Source organism: Streptomyces thermocarboxydus (genome assembly GCF_024760485.1).
GTDB classification, from domain to species: Bacteria; Actinomycetota; Actinomycetes; order Streptomycetales; family Streptomycetaceae; genus Streptomyces; species Streptomyces cellulosae.
On the sequence record NZ_CP058273.1, the window covers coordinates 5,551,782 to 5,572,891 of the forward strand.

General features: G+C 73.1%; 14 protein-coding genes. 10 read left to right on the forward strand and 4 right to left on the reverse strand.

Going from position 1 to position 21,110, the window contains the following annotated elements; all coding sequences use genetic code 11:
• Window positions 1-85 precede the first annotated feature (85 nt).
• Window positions 86-1,309 carry an arginine deiminase gene (locus AY578_RS25510; RefSeq protein WP_019523549.1) on the forward strand — a complete coding sequence of 408 codons (1,224 nt, stop codon included), beginning with the start codon at window positions 86-88 and terminating at the stop codon, window positions 1,307-1,309.
• A 73-nt stretch (window positions 1,310-1,382) separates the two neighbouring features.
• Window positions 1,383-2,390, forward strand: a complete 1,008-nt coding sequence (gene argF, locus AY578_RS25515) for an ornithine carbamoyltransferase (protein ID WP_161107117.1) — start codon at window positions 1,383-1,385, stop codon at window positions 2,388-2,390.
• A gap of 9 nt (window positions 2,391-2,399) precedes the next feature.
• On the opposite strand, the gene AY578_RS25520 is transcribed toward argF, so the two are convergent.
• Complete coding sequence (locus AY578_RS25520; RefSeq protein ID WP_026243634.1) at window positions 2,400-2,843, reverse strand: ATP-binding protein; 444 nt, start codon at window positions 2,841-2,843, stop codon at window positions 2,400-2,402.
• A gap of 318 nt (window positions 2,844-3,161) precedes the next feature.
• Here AY578_RS25520 and AY578_RS25525 point away from each other — a divergent pair, with 318 nt between their 5' ends.
• Window positions 3,162-3,989, forward strand: a complete 828-nt coding sequence (locus tag AY578_RS25525) for an enoyl-CoA hydratase family protein (RefSeq protein WP_019523546.1) — start codon at window positions 3,162-3,164, stop codon at window positions 3,987-3,989.
• Window positions 3,974-6,352, forward strand: coding sequence for a bifunctional salicylyl-CoA 5-hydroxylase/oxidoreductase (locus AY578_RS25530; protein WP_258905649.1), 2,379 nt, complete (start codon window positions 3,974-3,976; stop codon window positions 6,350-6,352). Before AY578_RS25525 ends, AY578_RS25530 begins: the two co-directional genes overlap by 16 nt.
• A gap of 12 nt (window positions 6,353-6,364) precedes the next feature.
• Here AY578_RS25530 and AY578_RS25535 read toward each other — a convergent pair whose 3' ends face one another.
• Both AY578_RS25535 and AY578_RS25540 read right to left on the reverse strand, forming a co-directional pair.
• Entirely contained in the window at window positions 6,365-7,210 is an 846-nt protein-coding gene (locus AY578_RS25535) for a PaaX family transcriptional regulator (protein WP_019523544.1), read from the reverse strand.
• A gap of 34 nt (window positions 7,211-7,244) precedes the next feature.
• Window positions 7,245-8,855 (reverse strand): AMP-binding protein, encoded by a 1,611-nt coding sequence (locus tag AY578_RS25540; protein ID WP_258905650.1) that lies wholly within the window; start codon window positions 8,853-8,855, stop codon window positions 7,245-7,247.
• Between the two features lie 118 nt (window positions 8,856-8,973).
• Between AY578_RS25540 and AY578_RS25545 the strand changes: the two genes are divergently transcribed.
• The 4 genes from AY578_RS25545 (at window position 8,974) to AY578_RS25560 (ending at window position 12,086) form a co-directional block, all read left to right on the forward strand.
• Window positions 8,974-10,101: an acyl-CoA dehydrogenase family protein gene (locus AY578_RS25545; RefSeq protein ID WP_028961682.1), complete on the forward strand. Its 1,128-nt coding sequence runs from the start codon at window positions 8,974-8,976 to the stop codon at window positions 10,099-10,101.
• Window positions 10,098-10,496 (forward strand): RidA family protein, encoded by a 399-nt coding sequence (locus AY578_RS25550; RefSeq protein ID WP_136238027.1) that lies wholly within the window; start codon window positions 10,098-10,100, stop codon window positions 10,494-10,496. Before AY578_RS25545 ends, AY578_RS25550 begins: the two co-directional genes overlap by 4 nt.
• Window positions 10,497-10,537: 41 nt before the next feature.
• Entirely contained in the window at window positions 10,538-11,362 is an 825-nt protein-coding gene (locus tag AY578_RS25555; RefSeq protein WP_258905652.1) for an alpha/beta fold hydrolase, read from the forward strand.
• A gap of 280 nt (window positions 11,363-11,642) precedes the next feature.
• Window positions 11,643-12,086, forward strand: a complete 444-nt coding sequence (locus AY578_RS25560) for a DUF6299 family protein (protein WP_136238029.1) — start codon at window positions 11,643-11,645, stop codon at window positions 12,084-12,086.
• Window positions 12,087-12,131: 45 nt separating this feature from the next.
• On the opposite strand, the gene AY578_RS25565 is transcribed toward AY578_RS25560, so the two are convergent.
• Entirely contained in the window at window positions 12,132-13,193 is a 1,062-nt protein-coding gene (locus AY578_RS25565) for a PucR family transcriptional regulator (RefSeq protein WP_028961679.1), read from the reverse strand.
• A 587-nt stretch (window positions 13,194-13,780) separates the two neighbouring features.
• Here AY578_RS25565 and AY578_RS25570 point away from each other — a divergent pair.
• Both AY578_RS25570 and AY578_RS25575 read left to right on the forward strand, forming a co-directional pair.
• Window positions 13,781-15,826 (forward strand): SPFH domain-containing protein, encoded by a 2,046-nt coding sequence (locus AY578_RS25570; RefSeq protein WP_019523537.1) that lies wholly within the window; start codon window positions 13,781-13,783, stop codon window positions 15,824-15,826.
• Between the two features lie 124 nt (window positions 15,827-15,950).
• Entirely contained in the window at window positions 15,951-20,915 is a 4,965-nt protein-coding gene (locus tag AY578_RS25575) for a DNA repair ATPase (RefSeq protein ID WP_258905659.1), read from the forward strand.
• Window positions 20,916-21,110 lie beyond the last annotated feature (195 nt).

Here is a 21,110-nt window from a genome sequence, read left to right on the forward strand (position 1 = left end):
GGCGCCCCGCGCGCTTCCCGCGTGTGGCGGACGGGATTCGGCGAGGGCAGGGGTGAACCCGGGTCCGGGCGGTCAGGATGGAGGCATGACCTACCACGTCGACTCCGAGGCCGGGCGGCTGCGCCGCGTCATCCTGCACCGGCCCGATCTCGAGCTCAAAAGGCTCACCCCGAGCAACAAGGACGCGCTGCTCTTCGACGACGTGCTCTGGGTGCGCCGGGCGCGCGCGGAGCACGACGGTTTCGCGGACGTGCTGCGCGACCGAGGCGTCACCGTCCACCTCTTCGGCGACCTGCTCACCGAGACGCTGGAGCTGCCCGAGGCGCGGGCGCTCGTGCTGGACCGGGTCTTCGACGAGAAGGAGTACGGCCCGCTCGCCACCGACCATCTGCGCGCCGCGTTCGAGACGCTGCCCGCGCCGGAGCTGGCGGAGGTGCTGATCGGCGGGATGACCAAGCGGGAGTTCCTCGACTCGCACTCCGAGCCGGTCTCCGTGCGCTTCCATGTGATGGAGCTGGACGACTTCCTGCTCCACCCGCTGCCCAACCACCTCTTCACCCGCGACACGTCCGCGTGGATCTACGACGGCGTCTCCATCAACGCCATGCGGTGGCCGGCCCGCCAGCGCGAGACCGTGCACTTCGAAGCGATCTACCGGCACCACCCGATGTTCCGGGACGCGTCCTTCCACCTGTGGTCCGAGGGGCAGGCCGACTACCCGTCCACCATCGAGGGCGGCGACGTGCTGGTGATCGGCAACGGCGCGGTGCTGATCGGGATGAGCGAGCGGACCACCCCGCAGGCCGTGGAGATGCTCGCGCACAAGCTGTTCGCGGCCGGCTCGGCGCGCACCATCGTCGCCCTCGACATGCCGAAGAGACGCGCCCTGATGCATCTCGACACCGTGATGACCATGGTCGACGGCGACACCTTCACCCAGTACGCGGGCCTGCCGATGCTCCGCTCGTACACGATCGAGCCGGGCGGCGACGAGAAGGAGCTGAAGGTCACCGACCATCCGCCGGAGCACATGCACCGGGCGATCGCCGCCGCGCTCGGCCTGAGCGAGATCCGTGTGCTGACCGCCACCCAGGACGTGCACGCGGCCGAGAGGGAGCAGTGGGACGACGGCTGCAACGTCCTGGCCGTCGAACCGGGCGTGGTCGTCGCCTACGAGCGGAACTCCACCACCAACACCCACCTGCGGAAACAGGGCATCGAGGTGATAGAGATCCCCGGCAGCGAGCTGGGACGGGGGAGGGGCGGGCCGCGCTGCATGAGCTGCCCGGTGGAACGGGACGCCGTATAGAGGGCGCTGTATAGAATTGCAAGTAGTCGTATAGACTTCCATGGTTCGTGTCCCCCAGTCCTGGAGCGCCCCCATGGCGACAGTCCCGACCCCCCTCGCCGGCCGTCACTTCCTCAAGGAGGTCGACTTCACCGCGGAGGAGTTCCGCGGCCTGCTGGAGCTGGCCGCCGAGCTGAAGGCCGCCAAGCGGGCCGGGGCCGAGACGCCGTACCTGCGCGGGAAGAACATCGCCCTGATCTTCGAGAAGACCTCGACGCGCACCCGCTGCGCCTTCGAGGTCGCCGCCGCCGACCAGGGCGCCTCCACGACCTACCTCGACCCGTCGGGCTCGCAGATGGGCCACAAGGAGTCCGTGAAGGACACCGCGCGGGTGCTGGGCCGGATGTACGACGGGATCGAGTACCGGGGCGACAGCCAGGCCAAGGTCGAGGAGCTGGCCGCCTTCGCGGGCGTCCCCGTCTTCAACGGGCTCACCGACGACTGGCACCCCACCCAGATGCTCGCCGACGTGCTCACCATGACCGAGCACAGCGACAAGCCGCTCACGGAGATCGCCTTCGCCTACCTCGGCGACGCCCGCTTCAACATGGGCAACTCCTACCTGGTCACCGCCGCCCTGCTCGGCATGGACGTGCGGATCGTCGCGCCGAAGACGTACTGGCCCGCGCAGGAGGTGATCGACCGCGCCCGTGAGCTGGCCGCGGCGAGCGGGGCCCGGATCACGCTCACCGAGGAGATCGCCGAGGGCGTCGCGGGCGCCGACTTCGTCGCCACCGACGTCTGGGTGTCCATGGGGGAGCCCAAGGAGGTCTGGGGCGAGCGGATCGCCGCCCTCGCGCCGTACGCGGTGACCATGGACGTGCTGCGCGCCACCGGGAACCCGGACATCGGCTTCCTGCACTGCCTGCCGGCCTTCCACGACCTGGGCACCGCCGTCGGCCGGGACGTGTACGAGGCGCACGGCCTCGAGTCGCTCGAGGTGACCGACGAGGTGTTCGAGTCGGCGCACTCGCTGGTCTTCGACGAGGCCGAGAACCGTATGCACACCATCAAGGCGGTCCTGGTCGCCACCCTCGGCTGAGAGCCCGCGTCAGACCGGGCTGCGCTGGCCCGGCAGCCGGAACCACACCGCCTTGCCGGACTCGGTGGGGCGGTGTCCGCACGAGGAGCTGAGCATACGGATCAGCAGCAGCCCGCGCCCGTGCTCCTGCCACGGGTCGGGCAGGTCGAGGTTGGGCTTGGTGAGGTCGCGGGGCGGCTCCGGGTCCTCGTCGTGCACCTCCACCTGGAAGCCGGTCGGCAGCAGCCTCAGCACCAGCTCGATGGGGGTGGCGCCCGAAGTGTGCTCCACGGCGTTCGCCACCAGCTCCGCCGTCAGCAGCTCCGCCGTGTCGCAGTCGGCGGAGTGCTCCCGCTCGGCGAGCGCGGTGCGCACCAGCGCACGCGCGACGGGCACGGCCGCGGTCGTGTGCGGCAGCGCGACGCGCCAGGAGGTGGGGATGGCGGGGGGTTCGTACACAGCGTTTCCGTTCATGGAGCGGGCGCTCCCGTGTTCGAGTGCCCATGGTACGGCGCGCCTCTCCCGGTTCCGCTCCCGGGATGGGGGGAGCCACCGGAGCCCTGCCGGGCGCACCGACCGGGGCGCCGCGCCCCGGCAACCGCGGCCTACCCGCCCGGCGACCCCGCCTCGCACGCCCGGCCGCACCGTTACCGAGGCGTCGATGTTCCGTGACGCGTGTGACGGCGCCCGAACGGCGTATCGCGCACTCGTGACGACAGTCACCAACCGGTGATAACTTCGAGTGGCAGACCTCACTGAGCCGCGCAGTGCCCGCCCGAGGAGGCCGCCCTCATGAGTCCTTTCACCGGCTCCGCCGCCCGCACCGCGCGCTGGGAGCATCTGCGCGTCGAGATCGCCGACGGCGTCGCCCATGTCACCCTCGCCCGCCCCGACAAGCTGAACGCGCTCACCTTCGGCGCCTACGCCGACCTGCGCGACCTGCTCGCCGAGCTGTCCCGGGAGCGGGCCGTCCGCGCCCTGGTGCTGGGCGGCGAGGGGCGCGGCTTCTGCTCGGGCGGCGACGTCGACGAGATCATCGGCGCCACCCTGTCCATGGACACCGCCCAGCTCCTCGACTTCAACCGCATGACCGGCCAGGTGGTCCGCGCGGTCCGCGAATGCCCCTTCCCGGTCGTCGCGGCGGTCCACGGGGTAGCGGCGGGCGCCGGCGCGGTCCTCGCGCTGGCCGCGGACTTCCGGGTCGCCGACCCCACCGCCCGCTTCGCCTTCCTGTTCACCCGGGTCGGCCTGTCCGGCGGCGACATGGGCGCGGCCTACCTGCTGCCCCGGGTCGTCGGCCTCGGCCACGCCACCCGTCTGCTGATGCTGGGCGAGCCGGTGCACGCCCCGGAGGCCGAGCGGATCGGCCTGATCAGCGCGCTGACCGAAGAGGGCGGCGCGGACACGGCGTCCCGCGACCTGGCCCGCCGCCTCGCCGACGGCCCGGCCCTGGCCCACGCCCAGACGAAGGCGCTGCTCACCTCCGAACTGGACATGCCGCTGGCCGCGTCGATCGAACTGGACGCCTCCACCCAGGCCCTCCTGATGACAGGAGAGGACTACGCCGAGTTCCACGCGGCCTTCACGGAGAAGCGAGCCCCGAAATGGAGGGGGCGGTGACTCCCCCAGGAGCGCGCGGAACTGCGCGACAAGCCACAACGAACCCGCACCCGCCGACGAAGCCGAACGGCCCCCTGCGCGTGGCGGTCGTCGGAGGCGGCCCGGGCGGCCTCTACGCCGCCGCCCTCCTGAAACGGCTGCAGCCGAACCGCCACATCACGGTGTGGGAACGCAACACCCCCCACGACACCTTCGGCTTCGGCGTGGTCCTCTCCGACGAAACCCTCGGCGGCATCGAACACGCGGACCCGGAGGTCTACTCCGCCCTGCAATCCGAATTCGTCCGCTGGGACGACATCGACATCGTCCACAGAACCACCCGCCACACCTCCCAAGGACACGGCTTCGCAGCCCTCGGCCGCCGCCGCCTCCTGGAGATCCTCCACCACCGCTGCCGCTCCCTGGGAGTAGAACTCCGCTTCCGGGAAGAGGCCCCGGACCCGGCCCACCTCGCCCGGACCCACGACCTCGTCATCGCCGCCGACGGAGTCCACAGCACCACCCGCACCGCCTTCGCGGACGTGTTCCGCCCGCACATCACCGCGCACCGCTGCCGTTACATCTGGCTGGCCGCCGACTTCCCCTTCGACGCCTTCCGCTTCGAGATCGCGGAGACCGAACACGGCGTGATGCAGCTGCACGGCTACCCCTTTTCCGCCGACGCCTCCACCGTGATCGTGGAGATGCGCGAAGAGGTGTGGCGGGCCGCCGGTTTCGACGAGCTCGACGAGACCGAGTCCGTCGAACGCTGCGCCAAGATCTTCGCGGACGCGCTCGGCGGCCGGCCCCTCCGCTCCAACAACTCGGCGTGGACGACGTTCCGTACGGTCGTCAACGAGCGCTGGTCGCACGGCAACGTGGTGCTGCTCGGGGACGCCGCCCACACCGCGCACTTCTCCATCGGCTCCGGCACCAAGCTCGCCGTGGAGGACGCCCTCGCCCTCGCCGCCTGCCTGAGCGAGCAGCCCACGCTCACCGACGCCCTCGAGGCGTACGAGGCGGAGCGGCGGCCCGTCGTCGCCTCCACCCAGCGCGCGGCCCGCGCCAGCCTGGAGTGGTTCGAGAACATCGCCCTCCACCTGAACCAGCCGCCGCGCCAGTTCGCGTTCAACCTGCTCACCCGCAGCCGCCGCGTCACCCACGACAATCTGCGGCTGCGTGACCCGCACTTCACCGAGGCGGTGGAGCGCGGCTTCGGCTGCCCGCCCGGCACGCCCCCGATGTTCACCTCGTTCCGGCTGCGCGGACTCACCCTGCGCAACCGCGTCGTCGTCTCACCCATGGACATGTACTCGGCGGCCGACGGCCTGCCCAGCGACTTCCACCTCGTCCACCTCGGCGCCCGCGCGCTGGGCGGCGCCGGCCTGGTGATGACGGAGATGGTGTGCGTCAGCCCGGAGGGCCGGATCACCCCCGGGTGCGCCGGGCTGTGGAGCGGACGGCAGGCGGAGGCGTGGCGGCGGATCACCGACTTCGTGCACACCCGCGCCCCCGGTACCGCCATCGGCGTGCAGCTCGGCCACAGCGGCCGCAAGGGCTCTACCAGGCTGATGTGGGAGGGCATGGACGAACCCCTCGACGAGGGCAACTGGCCCCTGGTCGCCCCGTCCCCGCTGCCGTACAAGCCCGGAAGCCAGACCCCCCGCGAACTCTCCCGCGCCCAGCTCACCGACCTGCGCGAGCAGTTCACGGCTGCCGCCGTACGTGCCGCGCGCGCCGGATTCGACCTCCTCGAACTGCACTGCGCACACGGCTATCTGCTCTCGAGCTTCCTCTCCCCGCTGACCAACCGCCGCACCGACGCCTACGGCGGCTCGCTGGAGAAGCGGCTGCGCTTCCCGCTGGAGGTGTTCGACGCGGTGCGGGCGGTGTGGCCGGAGGACCGGCCGATGACCGTGCGGATCTCCGCGACCGACTGGGCGGAGGGCGGCACCACGGCGGAGGACGCGGTGGCGATCGCCCGCGCCTTCGCCGACCACGGCGCCGACGCGATCGACGTGTCCACCGGGCAGGTGGTGGCCGACGAGGAGCCGGAGTTCGGCCGCTCCTACCAGACGCCGTTCGCCGACCGGGTGCGCAACGAGGCCCGCGTCCCGGTGATCGCGGTCGGCGCGATCTCCTCCTGGGACGACGTCAACTCCCTGATCCTGGCCGGTCGTACGGACCTGTGCGCGCTGGCCCGCCCGCATCTGTACGACCCGCACTGGACGCTGCACGCAGCCGCCGAGCAGGGGTACGAGGGTCCGGGCGTGGTCTGGCCGCCGCAGTACCGCGCGGGCAGCCGCCCGCCCCGTACGGGCCGCACCGACGCGCCCAAGCCCCGCCTCACCCTCTCCGACCTGCCGCTCACGGAAGGCGCGTAAGAGAGGAACGCCTCAGTCCGCCTCGGCGGCGGAAGCGGAGCCGGACGCCGGGTTCACGAACTCCGCCCCCGCGTCCCGCAACCGCTCGTGCAGCGCCCGGAAGACGGCCGCCGAGCGCGTCCCCGGCCAGTCCGCCGGCAGCAGCGCGGCGGGCAGGCCCGGGTCCGTGTACGGGAGGTGGCGCCAGTCGTCCAGGGCGAGGAGGTAGTCCCGGTACGCCTCCTCCGGCGGGGTGTCCGTGCGCTGTTCCCAGGCGCGCAGCACCGGCGCGTGCCCCTCCAGGAACGCCTCGTGCGCCTTGGCGATCGCCTGCAGGTCCCACCAGCGGGCCACCGCCTCCGCCGTGGCCGCGAACCCCAGGTGCTCGCCGCGGAACAGGTCGACGTACCCGTCGAGCCGCAGCCGCTCCAGGGTGTGCCGGGTCTCCTCGTACAGCCGGGCCGGGGCGATCCACACGCCCGGCGCCGCCGTGCCGAAGCCGAGACCGGCCAGCCGGGAGCGCAGCAGATGCCGCTTCTGCCGCTCCGACTCCGGCACCGAGAACACCGCGAGGACCCAGCCCTCGTCGCCGGGCGGCGCGGTGGCGTAGATGCGCCGGTCGCCGTCCTCCAGCAACTGCCGTGCCTCGGGCGACAGTTCGTAGCCGGCCGCGCCCCGGTCGGTGCGGGCCGGGAGGAGCAGTCCGCGGCGCTTGAGCCGGGACACGGAGGAACGCACGGACGGCGCGTCCACGCCGACGGCGGCCAGCAGCCGGATCAACTCCGCGACGGGCACCGGGCCCGGCACGAACCGGCCGTAGGCGCCGTAGAGCGTGACGATGAGAGACCGTGGAGCATGCTGGTCGGACACGTTGATCATCTTAGGTCGTGTCCGCGGGGCCGTTTCCCCGGCATCAGCCCTGGTCGTCTCCGGTGCCGGCGCCCGTACGCAGCCGGAACCGCTGAAGCTTGCCGGTGGCCGTGCGCGGCAGCGCGTCCAGGAAGACGATCTCCCGCGGGCACTTGTACGGCGCCAGCTCCGTCTTCACGAACGCCCGCAGCGCCTCCGCGTCCCGCTCCGCGCCTTCCTTGAGCACCGTGTACGCCACCACGACCTGCCCGCGTGCCTCGTCGGGACGCCCGACCACCGCCGCCTCCACCACGTCCGGGTGGCGCAGCAGGGCGTCCTCGACCTCGGGGCCCGCGATGTTGTACCCGGCCGAGATGATCATGTCGTCGGCGCGGGCCACGTACCGGAAGTAGCCGTCGGGGTCGCGGACGTAGGTGTCGCCGGTGACGTTCCAGCCGTCCCGTACATAGTTTCGCTGGCGCGGATCGGCCAGGTAGCGGCAGCCGACGGGGCCCCGCACCGCGAGCAGTCCGGGCTGCCCGTCGGGCACCGGGACGCCGTCCGCGTCCTGCACGCGCGCCTGCCAGCCGGGCACGGGGACGCCGGTGGCGCCGGGGCGGACGGCGTCGTCGGCGGCGGAGATGAAGATGTGCAGCAGTTCGGTGGCGCCGATGCCGTTGATGATGCGCACCCCGGTGCGGTCGTGCCAGGCCTGCCAGGTCGCGGCCGGCAGGTTCTCGCCCGCCGAGACGCAGCGGCGCAGGCTGGACAGGTCGTGTCCGTCCGCCTCCGCCAGCATCGCCCGGTAGGCGGTGGGCGCGGTGAACAGCACCGACACCCGGTGCTCCTCGATCGCCGTCAACAGCTGGGCGGGATGGGCCTGTTCGAGCAGCAGGGCACTCGCCCCCGCGCGCAGCGGAAACACCACCAGACCACCGAGTCCGAAGGTGAAGCCCAGTGGCGGACTGCCCGCGAACACGTCGTCGGCGACCGGCTCGAGGACGTGCCGGGAGAAGGTGTCCGCGATGGCCAGCACGTCCCGGTGGAAGTGCATGCAGCCTTTGGGCTTCCCGGTCGTGCCGGAGGTGAAGGCGATCAGGGCGACGTCGTCGGCGGCCGTCTCCACCGCCTCGAACGGGCCCTCGGGCGCGTGGCGGTGCAGCAGGTCGTCGCGGGAGTCCCCGCCGAACACGGCGATCCGCAGGTCCGGGACCTCCGCCTTCACGAGGTCGTCGAGGGAGCGCACGTCGCACAGGGCATGCCGCACCTTCGCGAGCGCGCAGATGGTGGCCAGCTCGTGCGGGCGCTGCTGGGCCAGCACGGTGACGGCGACCGCACCCGCCTTCAGCACCGCCAGCCAGCAGGCGGCCAGCCACGGCGTGGTGGGCCCGCGCAGCAGCACCCGGTTGCCGGGCACCACCCCGAGGTCCGTGGTGAGCAGATGCGCCAGCCGGTCCACCCGCGCGCGCAGCTCCCCGTACGTCCAGACCTCGCCGTCGGGCGTACGGAACGCCGGGCGGTCGTCGGGCCGGCCCTGGAGCAACTCCGCGGCGCAGTTCAGCCGCCCGGGGTAGCGCAGCTCCGGCAGGTCGAAGCGGAGCTCGGGCCACTCGTCCGGTGGCGGGAGACGGTCGCGGGCGAAGGTGTCGACGTGCGCGGTGGGCCGTGGATGCATACCGGTTCGCCCCCTTGGCGTGGTGGGCTCGCATCAGGAGCGTATCGTGTTGGTGACGGCAGTCAACGGTTCGCGATAGCCTCGGCGGGTGGCCCACCGGCGAGGGAAGGGACCGGCGATGACCGCATTCTCGCTCGAACCGGAACAGCTCGCCCGGTGCGCGGAGCTGCGCACCCTGGCCGCCGAACGGCTCAGGCCGCTCGCCGAGAAGGGCGAGCCGGGCCGTGTGAACCGCGCGCTCGTCGCCGAGTTGGGCGCGCTCGGACTGCTGTCCCGGCTGTTCACCTCCGGTGCGCTGGACCTGTGCCTGATGCGCGAGTCGCTCGCCCAGGCGTGCACGGAGGCGGAGACCGCCCTCGCCCTCCAGGGCCTCGGCGCCCACCCGGTGCACGCCCACGGCACCCCCGGACAGAGGCAGCGGTGGCTCCCCCGGGTGAGTGACGGCACGGCGGTCGCGGCCTTCGCCCTCTCCGAACCGGGCGCCGGCTCCGACGCCGCCGCGCTGTCGCTGAGCGCGGAGCGCGACGGGCCGGACGGGTGGCGGCTCACCGGCGAGAAGTGCTGGATCTCCAACGCCCCCGACGCCGACTTCTACACCGTCTTCGCCCGCACCACACCCGGCGCGGGCGCGCGCGGCGTGACCGCCTTCCTGGTGCCCGCCGACCGGCCCGGCCTCACCGGCAGCCGCCTCGACATGATCGCCCCGCACGCCATCGGGGCCCTGACCTTCGACGGCGTGCCGGTCGCCTCCGCCGACGTCCTCGGCGAACCCGACGCCGGCTTCCGGGTCGCCATGGACACCCTCAACCTGTTCCGGCCCAGCGTCGGCGCCTTCGCCGTCGGCATGGCGCAGGCCGCCCTCGACGCGACCGTCGCCCACACCGCCGCGCGGGACGCCTTCGGCGGCCGGCTCAAGGACCTCCAGGCGGTCGCCCACCAGGTCGCCGAGATGTCCGTCCGCACCGAGGCCGCCCGCCTGATGGTGTACGCGGCGGCCACCGCGTACGACGAGGGCGCGGACGACGTGCCGCGGCGCTCCGCGATGGCGAAGCTGCTGGCCACCGAGACCGCCCAGTACGTCGTCGACACCGCCGTCCAGCTGCACGGCGCGCGCGCCCTGTGCCGGGGCCATTTGCTCGAACACCTGTACCGCGAGGTCCGCGCGCCCCGCATCTACGAGGGGGCGAGCGAGGTCCAGCGCGGCATCATCGCCAAGGAGCTGTACAAGAACCTGGAGGCCCGGTGACCGCCGAGCGCGTCAACCCGCCCGACCTGTCCCCGCCAGCCGGCTTCTCCCACGCCGTCGTCGCCACCGGCTCCCGCGTGGTGTTCCTGGCCGGGCAGACCGCCCTCGACGGCGACGGGAAGGTCACCGGCGACACGCTCCCCGAACAGTTCACCCGCGCCCTCACCAATCTCCTCACCGCCCTCCGCGCCGCCGGCGGCACCCCCGCAAACCTGGCCCGCGTCACGGTCTACGCCACGGATGTCGCCGCGTACCGCGAGCATGCGCGTGAACTGGGGCGTATCTGGCGTGACTTGGCGGGCCGGGACTACCCGGCGATGGCGGTCGTGCAGGTGGTGCGGCTGTGGGACGAGGAGGCGATGATCGAACTCGACGGGTTCGCCGTCCTGCCGTGAGCCGCCGGGCGCACCCGACCCGCTGCTCCTAGCCTGGAGCGATGCCGGAGATCGAGCTGAGCGCGGGCACCGTCGCGTACGAGGACACGGGCGGGGAGGGGCCGGTGGTCGTGCTGCTGCACGGGCTGCTGCAGGATGCCTCCGTGTGGCGCCATGTGGTCGCCGAACTGCGCACCGACCACCGCGTCGTCGCGCCGACCCTCCCCTACGGGGCCCACCGCACGCCGATGACACAGCCGCCGACGCCGGACTTGGTCAACGAGCTGATCGCCGAGTTCCTCGACCGGCTGGACCTGCGCGACGTCACGCTCGTCGAGAGCGACTGCGGACGTGCGCAGACGGTCGCGGCGCGGCATCCCGAGCGGCTGGCGCGGCTCGTGCTGATCTCGTGCGAGGCGTTCGACAACTACCCGCCGGGGCTTCCCGGGAAGATGATCGGGCTCGCGTGCCGGGTGCCGGGCGGGGTGCCGCTGATGGCGCGTGTGCTGGGCTGGAAGCCGTTGCGCCGGCTTCCGGTCGGCTTCGGCGCGCTGACGAAGCGGCCGTTGCCCGACGAACTGGTCGAACGGTGGCTCCGGCCGCTGCGGACGGATCCGGCGATCCGCCGGGACTTCCGGCACTACAACACGCATGTGCGGCGCACGGAGCTGCTGGAGGCCGCGCAGGGGTTGCGGCGCTTCGACCGGCCGGCGCTGGTGGTGTGGGCGACGGAGGACCTGATGATGCCGCGGAAGCATGGGCGCACGCTGGCGGAGCTGCTGCCGCGGGGGCGGTTGGTGGAGCTGAGGGGGACACGGACGCTGATCGCGCAGGACCGTCCGCAGAGGCTGGCTTCGCTGCTGAGGTGGTTCGTGGCGCAGGGCTGAGCGGGGCCCGGGCGCTGGGCCTCCTCGCGTGGGGGTGCGCGCCGAGGGGCGCCTGCGGGCCGGTGGGGGCCGTTCGCGCCGTTCCCCGCGCCCCTTCAGGGCCGGTGGGAACTGCGCGAACGGCCACTGCGGCAGGGGGTGCCCCTCAAGCCGCGGCCATGAGCCGCCCCCGCCGGAACGGCCCGGCCGGTCCGCCACCGAAGGGGTGACATGAGTGGCCGCGACCCCGTGCTGCGGGTAGGGCTGAAGATCCCTGATCCGTTCACCCCGGAGGTCCCTCGTGCCCGTACGCCCCCTCCTCGGCACGGCGTCCTGCGCCGCGCTGCTGCTGCTCGGCGCCGCCGCGGCGGCCCCCTCTGCGACGGCCGCGCCGTCCGCCCCGGCGGAGTACGTCACCGTCGACCCGGAGGGCCGGATCGCCGCCGACGGCACGGTCACCCTCACCGGCACCTACCGCTGCACCGCCGGCGAGGCGCCCGTCTACGTCAGCTCCTCGGTCAGCCAGAGCGAGCCCAACGTCAAGTACGGCATCGGAGGTTCCGTCGCCAAGTGCGACGGCGAGGAGCACCGCTGGCAGAACAGCGGCAAGGCCGCCGACGACGCCCTGAAGGCGGGCCCGGTCAAGGTGGAGGCGACCCTGCTGGAGCTGCGCGCGAGCGGCATCCTGCTCCTCCCCGTCCCGCACGCCGTCAGCCACCACGACGTCACCCTCGCCGAGGGCTGACCGAGGGCCGGCCGCGCACACCGGCTCACCACCGGCCCGTGGCGTCTACGCCGCCGCCGACCCCGGCCAGTCCAGCAGCCGCGCCCCGATGACCGCCGTCTGCAGCATGTACCGGTGCGCCGGGTCGCCGGGGTCGGCGCCGGTCAGCCGGTGGATGCGTTCCAGGCGGTACGTCAGCGCCCGTACGCTCAGCGACAGCCGGCGGGCCGCCTCCGCGGCGACGCAGCCGGAGTCGAAGTAGGCCGTGAGCGTGTCCAGCAGCGGCCCGGCGCCGCCGCGCGCCTCGGTCAGCGGACCCAGCGTGTTGTGCACCAGGTCGGCCATGGCCTGCCGGTCGCGGGCCAGCACCGGGTAGACCAGCAGGTCGGAGGCGCGCAGCACCGGGTCGTCCATGTCCAGCCGCTCGGCGATCTCCAGCGCGTTCAGCGCCTCCTCGTACGACTGGACCACCCCGCCGGGGCCCGACTGGGGGCGTCCGACGGCGACCTGGCCGCCGTCGGTCGCGGCGTGCGCCTGCTTGGCGAAGTGGGTGAGCACGTCCTGCTGGTGGCCGGGAGCGATGCACAGCAGCCGCCCGTCCTTGGTGGTGAGCAGGACGCTCCGGTCGCCGAACCGGGCGATCAGCGCGCGCTCCACCTGACGGGGCACCGGGTCGCCCTCCTCGTAGGTGACCGGGCCCCGGGCGACGGCGACGGCGTGCTCCTGGGACAGGCGCAGCCCGAACCGTTCGGCCCTCTCGGAGAGCCGGCCGAGGTCGCTGCGGCCGTAGAGCAGGTCGTCGATGAACTCCCGCCGTGCCGCCTCCTCCTGACGGACCGCCATCCGCTGGGCCCGCTCGTACCCTTCGGCGAAGGCGTCCACCGCCTGCTGCACGGCGGCCAGCGCGCCGTCGGCGTCCGCGCCGCGGGCCGGCCAGGCGCCGCGCGCGGCGGCGAGATGGGCGATGACGAGGGAGCGCAGACTGTAACCGGCCTCCGCCGCCTGTTCCCCGAGGGCGCGGCGGGAGGCGAGTTCGTCACGGGTGAGGCGTCGGCCCGTGGCCGCGACCTCGGCCAGTATCCGGGCGTACCCCTCCAGATACTGTTCCGGAATCTCTCGATCCGACACGTCGTCCCCTCGGCTTCCTCACACGGTCCTGATGCGTTCATGTCGGCGCACCGGCATGCAGACCCTAATGAACTTTGCCGGAATCCGGCAATGCGCGGTGCGGGCCGGACCGGGCAGCATGGCCCGCGGGGAGCACTGCGGAGGTTCCGGTGCCGGACACCGGCAGGTGGTGTCCGTGCCGGAACCGGAGGGGAGCGGTGCTGCCCGACGACATCGGCCGTCGCACGCACGGACCGCGAAGACGAAGACGGAGAGGGGGCGGGCAGATGCGGACCTTCGAGAACCGCGCGAACGGCCCTGCCGCCTCCCGTCGCACGGGGCCGCTGCACCGCACCGCCCCTGACGAACCCTGGCCGTCCCGGTCCCCGCGCACGCGTGGTGCGGACCGGGACGGTGCGGCGCGCCCGGCCGCGGAAGCCAGCCCTCCGCGCCCGGCGCGAAACCGTCTCGACGGCTGAGCCGTCTCCACCACCGTCCGACGCACCGCCTCGCCCCGGCGCGAGGCCCCACACCCTTCAGGCCCTCGCCTTCGAGGCGCCGCACACATCCGACTTCTGCCCGTAAGTCAGCCCAGAAGGACGTGTCCCATGGATGCCGCCACCGTGGGCATCGCCGTACTCGTCGGCGCCGCCCTGTTGCTCGTGCTCATCGGTCTGCTGCTCGTCACCAAGCTGTTCCGCAAGGTGGAACAGGGCAAGGCGCTGATCGTCTCCAAGCTCCGCAAGGTCGACGTGACCTTCACCGGCTCGGTCGTGCTGCCCGTGCTGCACAAGGCCGAGGTGATGGACATCTCGGTGAAGACCATCGAGATCACCCGCGCCGGCAAGGAAGGACTGATCTGCCGGGACAACATCCGCGCGGACATCCGCATCACGTTCTTCGTCAAGGTCAACAAGACCGCCGAGGACGTCGTCAAGGTCGCCCAGGCCGTCGGCACCGCCCGCGCCAGCGACCGCAACACGCTCCAGGAGCTGTTCCACGCGAAGTTCTCCGAGGCGCTGAAGACCGTCGGCAAGCAGATGGACTTCACCGACCTCTACACCAAGCGTGAGGAGCTGCGGTACCGGATCATCGAGGTCATCGGCGTCGATCTGAACGGCTACCACCTCGAGGACGCGGCGATCGACTACCTGGAGCAGACGCCGCTCACCCAGCTCGACCCGGGCAACGTCCTCGACGCGCAGGGCATCCGCAAGATCACCGAGCTGACCGCGGTGGAGCACGTCCGCACCAACGAGGCGCAGCGCAACGAGGAGAAGGAGATCACGCGGCAGGACGTCGACGCGCGTGAGGCGATCCTGGAGCTGCAGCGCCGGCAGACCGACGCGGAGATCAAGCAGAAGCGGGAGATCGAGACCGTGCGCGCCCGCGAGGAGGCGGAGACCGCGCGGGTGGTCGAGGAGGAGCGGCTGCGCGCGCAGAGCGCCTTCCTGCGTACGGAGGAACAGCTGGGCGTGCAGCGGGAGAACCAGGCCCGCGAGGTCGCCGTCGCCGCGAAGAACCGCGAGCGGGTCATCGCCGTGGAGAGCGAGCGCATCGAGAAGGACCGCCTCCTTGAGGTCATCGCCCGGGAGCGGGAGACCGAACTGACCCGGATCGCCGCCGAGAAGGAGGTCGAGGCGGAGAAGCGGGAGATCGCCGAGGTCATCCGCGAGCGCGTCGCCGTGGACCGTACGGTCGCCGAGCAGGAGGAGTCCATCAAGAAGCTGCGGGCCGTCGAGGAGGCGGAGCGGCAGCGGCAGGCCGTGATCATCGCGGCGGAGGCCGAGGCGCAGGAGAAGCTGGTCAAGGACATCAAGGCCGCCGAAGCCGCCGAGCAGGCCGCCGCGCACCGCGCCGCCGAGGAACTCACCCTCGCCGAGGCCCGGCTGAAGACGGCCGACCTGGACGCCAAGGCGAAGCTGCGGCTCGCGGAGGGCGTCCAGGCGGAGTCCGCCGCCGAGGGTCTCGCCGCCGTGCAGGTGCGCGACAAGGAGGCCGAGGTCATCGAGAAGGCGGGCCGTGCCGAGGCCGAGGCCACCGAGGCCCGGCTGCGCGCGGAGGCCGAGGGCGCCCGTGCCAAGGCGGTCGCCGAGGCGGAGGCCATCTCCGGCAAGCTGCGCGCCGAGGCGGCGGGACTCACCGAGAAGGCGGCGGCGATGGCCGCGCTCGACGAGGCGTCCCGCGGCCACGAGGAGTACCGCCTGCGTCTCGAGGCCGAGAAGGACGTACGGCTGGCCGGGCTCGACGTGCAGCGGCAGGTCGCGGAGGCGCAGGCCACCGTGCTCGCCACCGGCCTGGAGAACGCGGACATCAACATCGTCGGCGGCGACTCGGTGTTCTTCGACCGTCTGGTGTCGTCCATCTCGCTCGGCAGGAGCGTGGACGGCTTCGTGAAGAACTCCGAGACCGCGCAGGCCCTCGCCGGGCCCTGGCTGGACGGCTCCGCGAGCTTCACCGACGACCTGAGCCGGATGCTCGGCTCCGTCTCCACCTCCGACGTGCAGAACCTCACGGTGTCCGCCCTGCTGATGAAGCTGATGAAGCAGGGCGGCGAGAACACCGGGCAGTTCGAGCAACTGCTCGACAAGGCGGGTGAGTTGGGTCTGGCGGACACTCCGCTGGCCGTGCTGAACGGCCGTACCAGGGCCTGACCGCCACCCGGCCGGGAGCCGCCGCACAGGGGACGGCGGCTCCCGGCCGGCACTTTCCCGCGAGGCAGCCGTGACGGCACGTTCCCGCGAGGCAGCCATGCCGGCACCTTCCCGAGAGGCAGCCATGACCACCGGCACCCACGAGCCCACCCACGACACCGCCCGCCCGGGCGCCGCCCCGGACCCGACCGCCGGTACGGACCCGCAGCGGCCCACCGCGGCGGTCGACGGCGGCGCCTACCAGGTCCTGCGCGACCGCCTCACCGACCGCGCCTCCGAACTCGTCCGCCGTGCCGAGGCGTTGAACCGGCGCCGGGCCGAGGAGTTCGGCGCGCCCGAGCTGCGCCTCATGGGTACCGAGCGGCTGCGCACCGAGCGCACCGCCGTGCCCCGCGATGTCGTCGCCGTCGGAGACGTGCTGCTCTTCGGGTACGAGACCCGGCCCCGCCCGGAGCGGGACACCACCGTCGGCGACGTCCTCGCCGCCCACGACCGCGACCTGAACCGGCTGCCCGAGGACGCAGTGCCCGGCCTCCTCGACGACCCCGCCTTCCGGCGGGAGTTCGCCGCCCTGCACCGCTACTACCGGCAGGCGCGTCTGCTGCGGCTGCGCCGCGTCGAGGGCAAGCTGCTCGCCGTCTTCCAGACCGGCGAGAAGCCCGGCGACATCCGCGTCCTGCGCTGGACGGTCTCCGAGGACGGCCACGCGGAGTTCCTCGACGCCCGCGGCGACCGCGACCACGCGCGCGTCCCGCACGCCGACATCACCTGGACGCCCGCCACCCGCGAGGACCACGTCCTCGGCCGCCACCCGCACGTCTCCGTGCGCGGCGAGGTGTTCGTCGACACCCTCGGCGGCACCCTCACCGTCAAGGCGGAGAACGACACCGGCACGCCCGACGGCATCCACAGCGAGCCCGTCGACGAGCCCCTGCAGTCCCTCGCGGACGCCGACATCGCCCACGCCCGCGTCGGCCCCCTGATCCTGCTGCGGATCCTCCCCTACAAGGAGACCGCCCACCGCCACCTGGTGTTCAACACCCTCACCCGCACCGTCGTCCGCCTCGACGGCATCGGCCAGGGCTGCCGCCGGCTCCCCGAGGACCAGGGCATCGTCTTCCCCGGCGGCTACTGCCTCGCCGCCGGCACCCACAAGACCTACGAACTCGACACCGAGGGCATGGAGTTCGAGCGGGAGGTGCGCTCCCCGTACGGCGAGGACGTCCTCTACGCCTTCCACGCGCCCGCCCGCGGACGCGCCCTGCTGCTCTCCTACAACCAGATCCGCGAGGCCGTCGCCACCCCGATGCCCTGCCACGGCTGGGCCCTCTTCGACGACGGCCACCTCACCCTGCTGCGCCCCGAGGGCGACGAACCCGCCCGCGTGCATCCCGTGCAGCTGTGGGAGACGCCGTACCTGTCCGACGCCCGCGCCGCCGCGCAGCCGGTGGGGGAGGGGCCGCTGGCCCGGGTGGGCAACGCCGACCTGGTGCGCGGCATCTCCGACTGCCTGTCGCTGGCCCGCGCCGCCGCCGAGACCACCCCCACCGCCGAGATCTACGCGACCCTCGCCGCCGCCTGCGTGCGGGCCCTGGACACCCACCACTGGCTGGGCGACCCGGAGGTCGGCGACCTGCGCACCCCGCTGGAGGAGGTGCGCGCCACCGCCGAACAGGTGCTCGCCGAGTTCGAGACGGTCACCGACCTCACCCGCCGGGCCGCCGAGGCGCTCGACGAGGCCGCCGCACGGATCGCCGCCGTGGTGCGCCGGCTGCGCGGCGAACAGCCCCGCGAGGCCGCCGCCTGGGTCCGCGGCCTCACCGAACTCCGCCAGGCCCAGGGTCATCTGCTGACCCTGAAGGAGATGCGGTACGCGGACCACGAGCGCATCGACGCGCTCGCCGCCGAGGCCGAGGACGACCTCGCCTCCTTCGGGCAGCGCGCCGTCGCCTTCCTCGCCCGCGAGGACGCCTTCGCCGCCCACCACGCCGACCTGGAGCGGCTGCACGCCGACATCGAGGCGGTCACCACCACCGCCGAGGCCGCCCCGCTCGCCGCCCGCCTCGACGAACTCTCCGACGGGCTGCGCACGGTCACCGAGGTGGTCGCCGGACTCGACATCGCCGACGCCACCGTCCGCACCGGCGTCCTGGAGCGGGTCGCCGACGCCCTCGGCGGCGTCAACCGCGCCCGCGCCGGCCTCGACACGCGCCGCCACTCCCTTCTCGACCGGGAGGCGCGCGCCGGGTTCGCCGCCGAGCTGACCCTGCTCGGCCAGACCGTCACCGGCGCCCTCGCCGCCGTCGGCGACCCGGACGCCTGCGACGACCAGATGGCCCGGGTCCTCGCCCAGCTCGAGGAACTGGAGTCGCGGTTCGCCGAGTTCGACGACGTCCTCGGCGAACTCGCCGACCGGCGCACCGAGATCTACGAGGCGTTCTCCGCCCGCAAGCAGAGCCTCACGGACGCCCGCGCCCGCCGCGCCGGTCAGCTCGCCTCCGCCGCCGAGCGGGTCCTCGAGACGATCGCCCGCCGCAGCGCCGCGCTCGCCGACGCCGACGCGGTGAGCACCTACTTCGCCTCCGACCCGCTGGTCGCGAAGGTCCGCCGCAGCGCCGACGACCTGCGCGCCCTCGGCGACCGGGTGCGCGCCGAGGAACTCGACGGCAAGCTGCGCTCTGCCCGCGAGGAGGCCGCCCGCGCCCTGCGGGACCGCACCGACCTCTACGCCGACGGCGGCCGCACCCTCCGCCTGGGCGCCCACCGCTTCGCCGTCTCCACCCAGCCCTTCGACCTCACCGTCGTCCCGCACGACGACGGCCTCGCCCTCGCCCTCACCGGCACCGACTACCGTGTCCCCGTCACCGACCCGGCCCTGCTCGCCGACCGCCCGCTGTGGGACCGGCACCTGCCGTCGGAATCCCCGCAGGTCAGCCGCGCCGAGTACCTCGCCGCACGGCTGCTGCGCGAACACGGCCCGGACGCGCTCGCCGCCGCCGACGACCTCCCCGCGCTGGTCCGCACGGCCGCCGAAGAGGCGTACGACGAGGGCTATGAGCGGGGCGTGCACGACCACGACGCGACCGTGCTCCTCACCGCCCTGCTGCCCCTGTTCGACGGCGCCGGCACCCTGCGCCACGCCTCCGCCGCCCGCGCCCACGCCCTGCTGTTCTGGACGCACGGCACCACGGAGCCGGAGCGCGCCGACCGGACCCGCCGCGCCCGCTCGCTGGCCCGGGTCCGGGACGCCTTCGGCGCGCCGCCCGCGCTGGACGCGCTGCGGGACGAACTGGCCCGCGCGGTGGGGGAGTGGGACCCGGACGCCCCGGTCCGCCCGGAGGCGTGCGCCGCGTACCTCTTCGACGAACTCACCACCGGGCCCGACGGGTTCGTGATCAGCGCCCGCGCCCGCACCCTGCTCGACAAGTTCCGCCGCACGGTCGCCGGCGAGGCGTATGACGAGGACCTCACCGCCCTTGGTGACCTCGCCGCGCGCCGGCAGCTCGTCGAGGCGTGGCTCACCGCGTACGCGCGGGCGTCCGGGGAGGAGACGGACGCCGGGGACCTCGCGGAGGCCGTGGCCGCCGAGCTGTGCCCGGACGTGCCCCGCCACGAGTCGGACGCGCCCCTCACCGTCACCGTGGAGGGCCTGGTCTCCACCCACCCGCGCATCACCGACCGCCGGCTCACGCTGCGCCTCGACGAGTTCCTCGCCCGCACCGACGCCTTCCGGGCGCGCGAGGTGCCCGCCTTCCGGGCTTTCCAGCGCCGCCGCGCCGAGCTCGTCACCGGGGAGCGGGCGCGGCTCCGCCTGGACGACCACCGTCCGCGCGTGATGGCGTCGTTCGTCCGCAACCGGCTGGTCGACGAGGTGTACCTGCCGCTGATCGGCGACAGCCTCGCCAAGCAGCTCGGCACCACGGGCGAGTCCGCCCGCACCGGCACCGGCGGACTCCTGCTGCTCCTCTCCCCGCCCGGCTACGGCAAGACGACCCTGATGGAGTACGTCGCCCACCGCCTCGGCCTGGTCCTGGTGCGTGTCAGCGGTCCCGCGCTCGGCCACGGCGTCACCTCGCTCGACCCTGCGGAGGCGCCGAACGCCACCGCCCGCCAGGAGGTCGAGAAGATCAACTTCGCGCTGGCGGCGGGCAGCAACACTCTGCTGTACCTGGACGACATCCAGCACACCTCGCCCGAACTGCTGCAGAAGTTCATCCCGTTGTGCGACGCGACCCGCCGGGTGGAGGGCGTGTGGCAGGGCGAGCCGCGCACCTACGACCTGCGCGGCAAGCGGTTCGCGGTATGCATGGCCGGCAACCCGTACACCGAGTCCGGTGAGGTCTTCCGGGTGCCCGACATGCTGTCCAACCGGGCCGACGTGTGGAACCTGGGCGACATGCTCACCGGCAAGGAGGACGTGTTCGCGCTCAGCTTCGTGGAGAACGCGCTCACCGCGAACCCGGTGCTCGCGCCGCTCGCCGGCCGCGACCGCGCCGACCTGGACCTGCTGATCCGGCTCGCCTCCGACGACCCGACGGCCCGCCCGGACCGTCTGCTCCACCCGTACGCGCCGACCGAACTCGACCGTGTGCTGGCGGTGTTGCGCCATCTGCTCACCGCCCGCCGGACGGTCCTGGCGGTCAACGCGGCCTACATCGCGTCCGCGGCCCGCTCCGACGACGCCCGCACCGAGCCGCCGTTCCTGCTCCAGGGCTCGTACCGCAACATGAACAAGATCGCCCAACGGATCCAGCCGGTGATGAACGACGCCGAGCTGTCCGCCGTCGTCGAGGACCACTACGCGGCCGAGGCGCAGACCCTCACCACCGGCGCCGAGGCGAACCTGCTGAAGCTCGCCGAGCTGCGCGGCACGCTCACGCCCGAACAGGCCGCCCGCTGGACGGAGGTGAAGGCGGCCCACGTCCGCACTCTCACCTTGGGCGGCTCCGGCGACGACGCGCTCGCCCGCGCGGTGTCCGCCCTCGCCCTGCTCGGCGACCGCATCGCGGCGGTGGAGTCGGCGATCACCCGCGCGGCCGACCCCAGGCGCCTCCTCGCGACACCGCCGCGGCAGGACGGGGAGGGCTGAACAGGGGGCGTGGAAAGGGCCGTTCGACGAGACCGGTGCCGGGCCGCGCGGGGGGCGGCCCGGCACCCTTTTTCCGCCACAAAGTTGGCGTGAACATGGCGCATCCGAGGTTTATCTACGCGCGGAGCGCGATCGGTCAAATCAGTATTCGGGTCATAGCGGATGACTTTTCGGCCGGGTAGTTACCGAGTGGTA

Coding starts and splice junctions, on each gene's coding strand:
- argF (WP_161107117.1), top strand. CDS start 1,383: ATGGCGACAGTCCCGACCCCCCTCGCCGGCCGTCACTTCCTCAAGGAG.
- AY578_RS25570 (WP_019523537.1), top strand. CDS start 13,781: ATGGATGCCGCCACCGTGGGCATCGCCGTACTCGTCGGCGCCGCCCTG.
- AY578_RS25545 (WP_028961682.1), top strand. CDS start 8,974: ATGACCGCATTCTCGCTCGAACCGGAACAGCTCGCCCGGTGCGCGGAG.
- AY578_RS25520 (WP_026243634.1), bottom strand. CDS start 2,843: ATGAACGGAAACGCTGTGTACGAACCCCCCGCCATCCCCACCTCCTGG.
- AY578_RS25510 (WP_019523549.1), top strand. CDS start 86: ATGACCTACCACGTCGACTCCGAGGCCGGGCGGCTGCGCCGCGTCATC.
- AY578_RS25540 (WP_258905650.1), bottom strand. CDS start 8,855: ATGCATCCACGGCCCACCGCGCACGTCGACACCTTCGCCCGCGACCGT.
- AY578_RS25535 (WP_019523544.1), bottom strand. CDS start 7,210: ATGATCAACGTGTCCGACCAGCATGCTCCACGGTCTCTCATCGTCACG.
- AY578_RS25575 (WP_258905659.1), top strand. CDS start 15,951: ATGACCACCGGCACCCACGAGCCCACCCACGACACCGCCCGCCCGGGC.
- AY578_RS25555 (WP_258905652.1), top strand. CDS start 10,538: ATGCCGGAGATCGAGCTGAGCGCGGGCACCGTCGCGTACGAGGACACG.
- AY578_RS25525 (WP_019523546.1), top strand. CDS start 3,162: ATGAGTCCTTTCACCGGCTCCGCCGCCCGCACCGCGCGCTGGGAGCAT.
- AY578_RS25530 (WP_258905649.1), top strand. CDS start 3,974: ATGGAGGGGGCGGTGACTCCCCCAGGAGCGCGCGGAACTGCGCGACAA.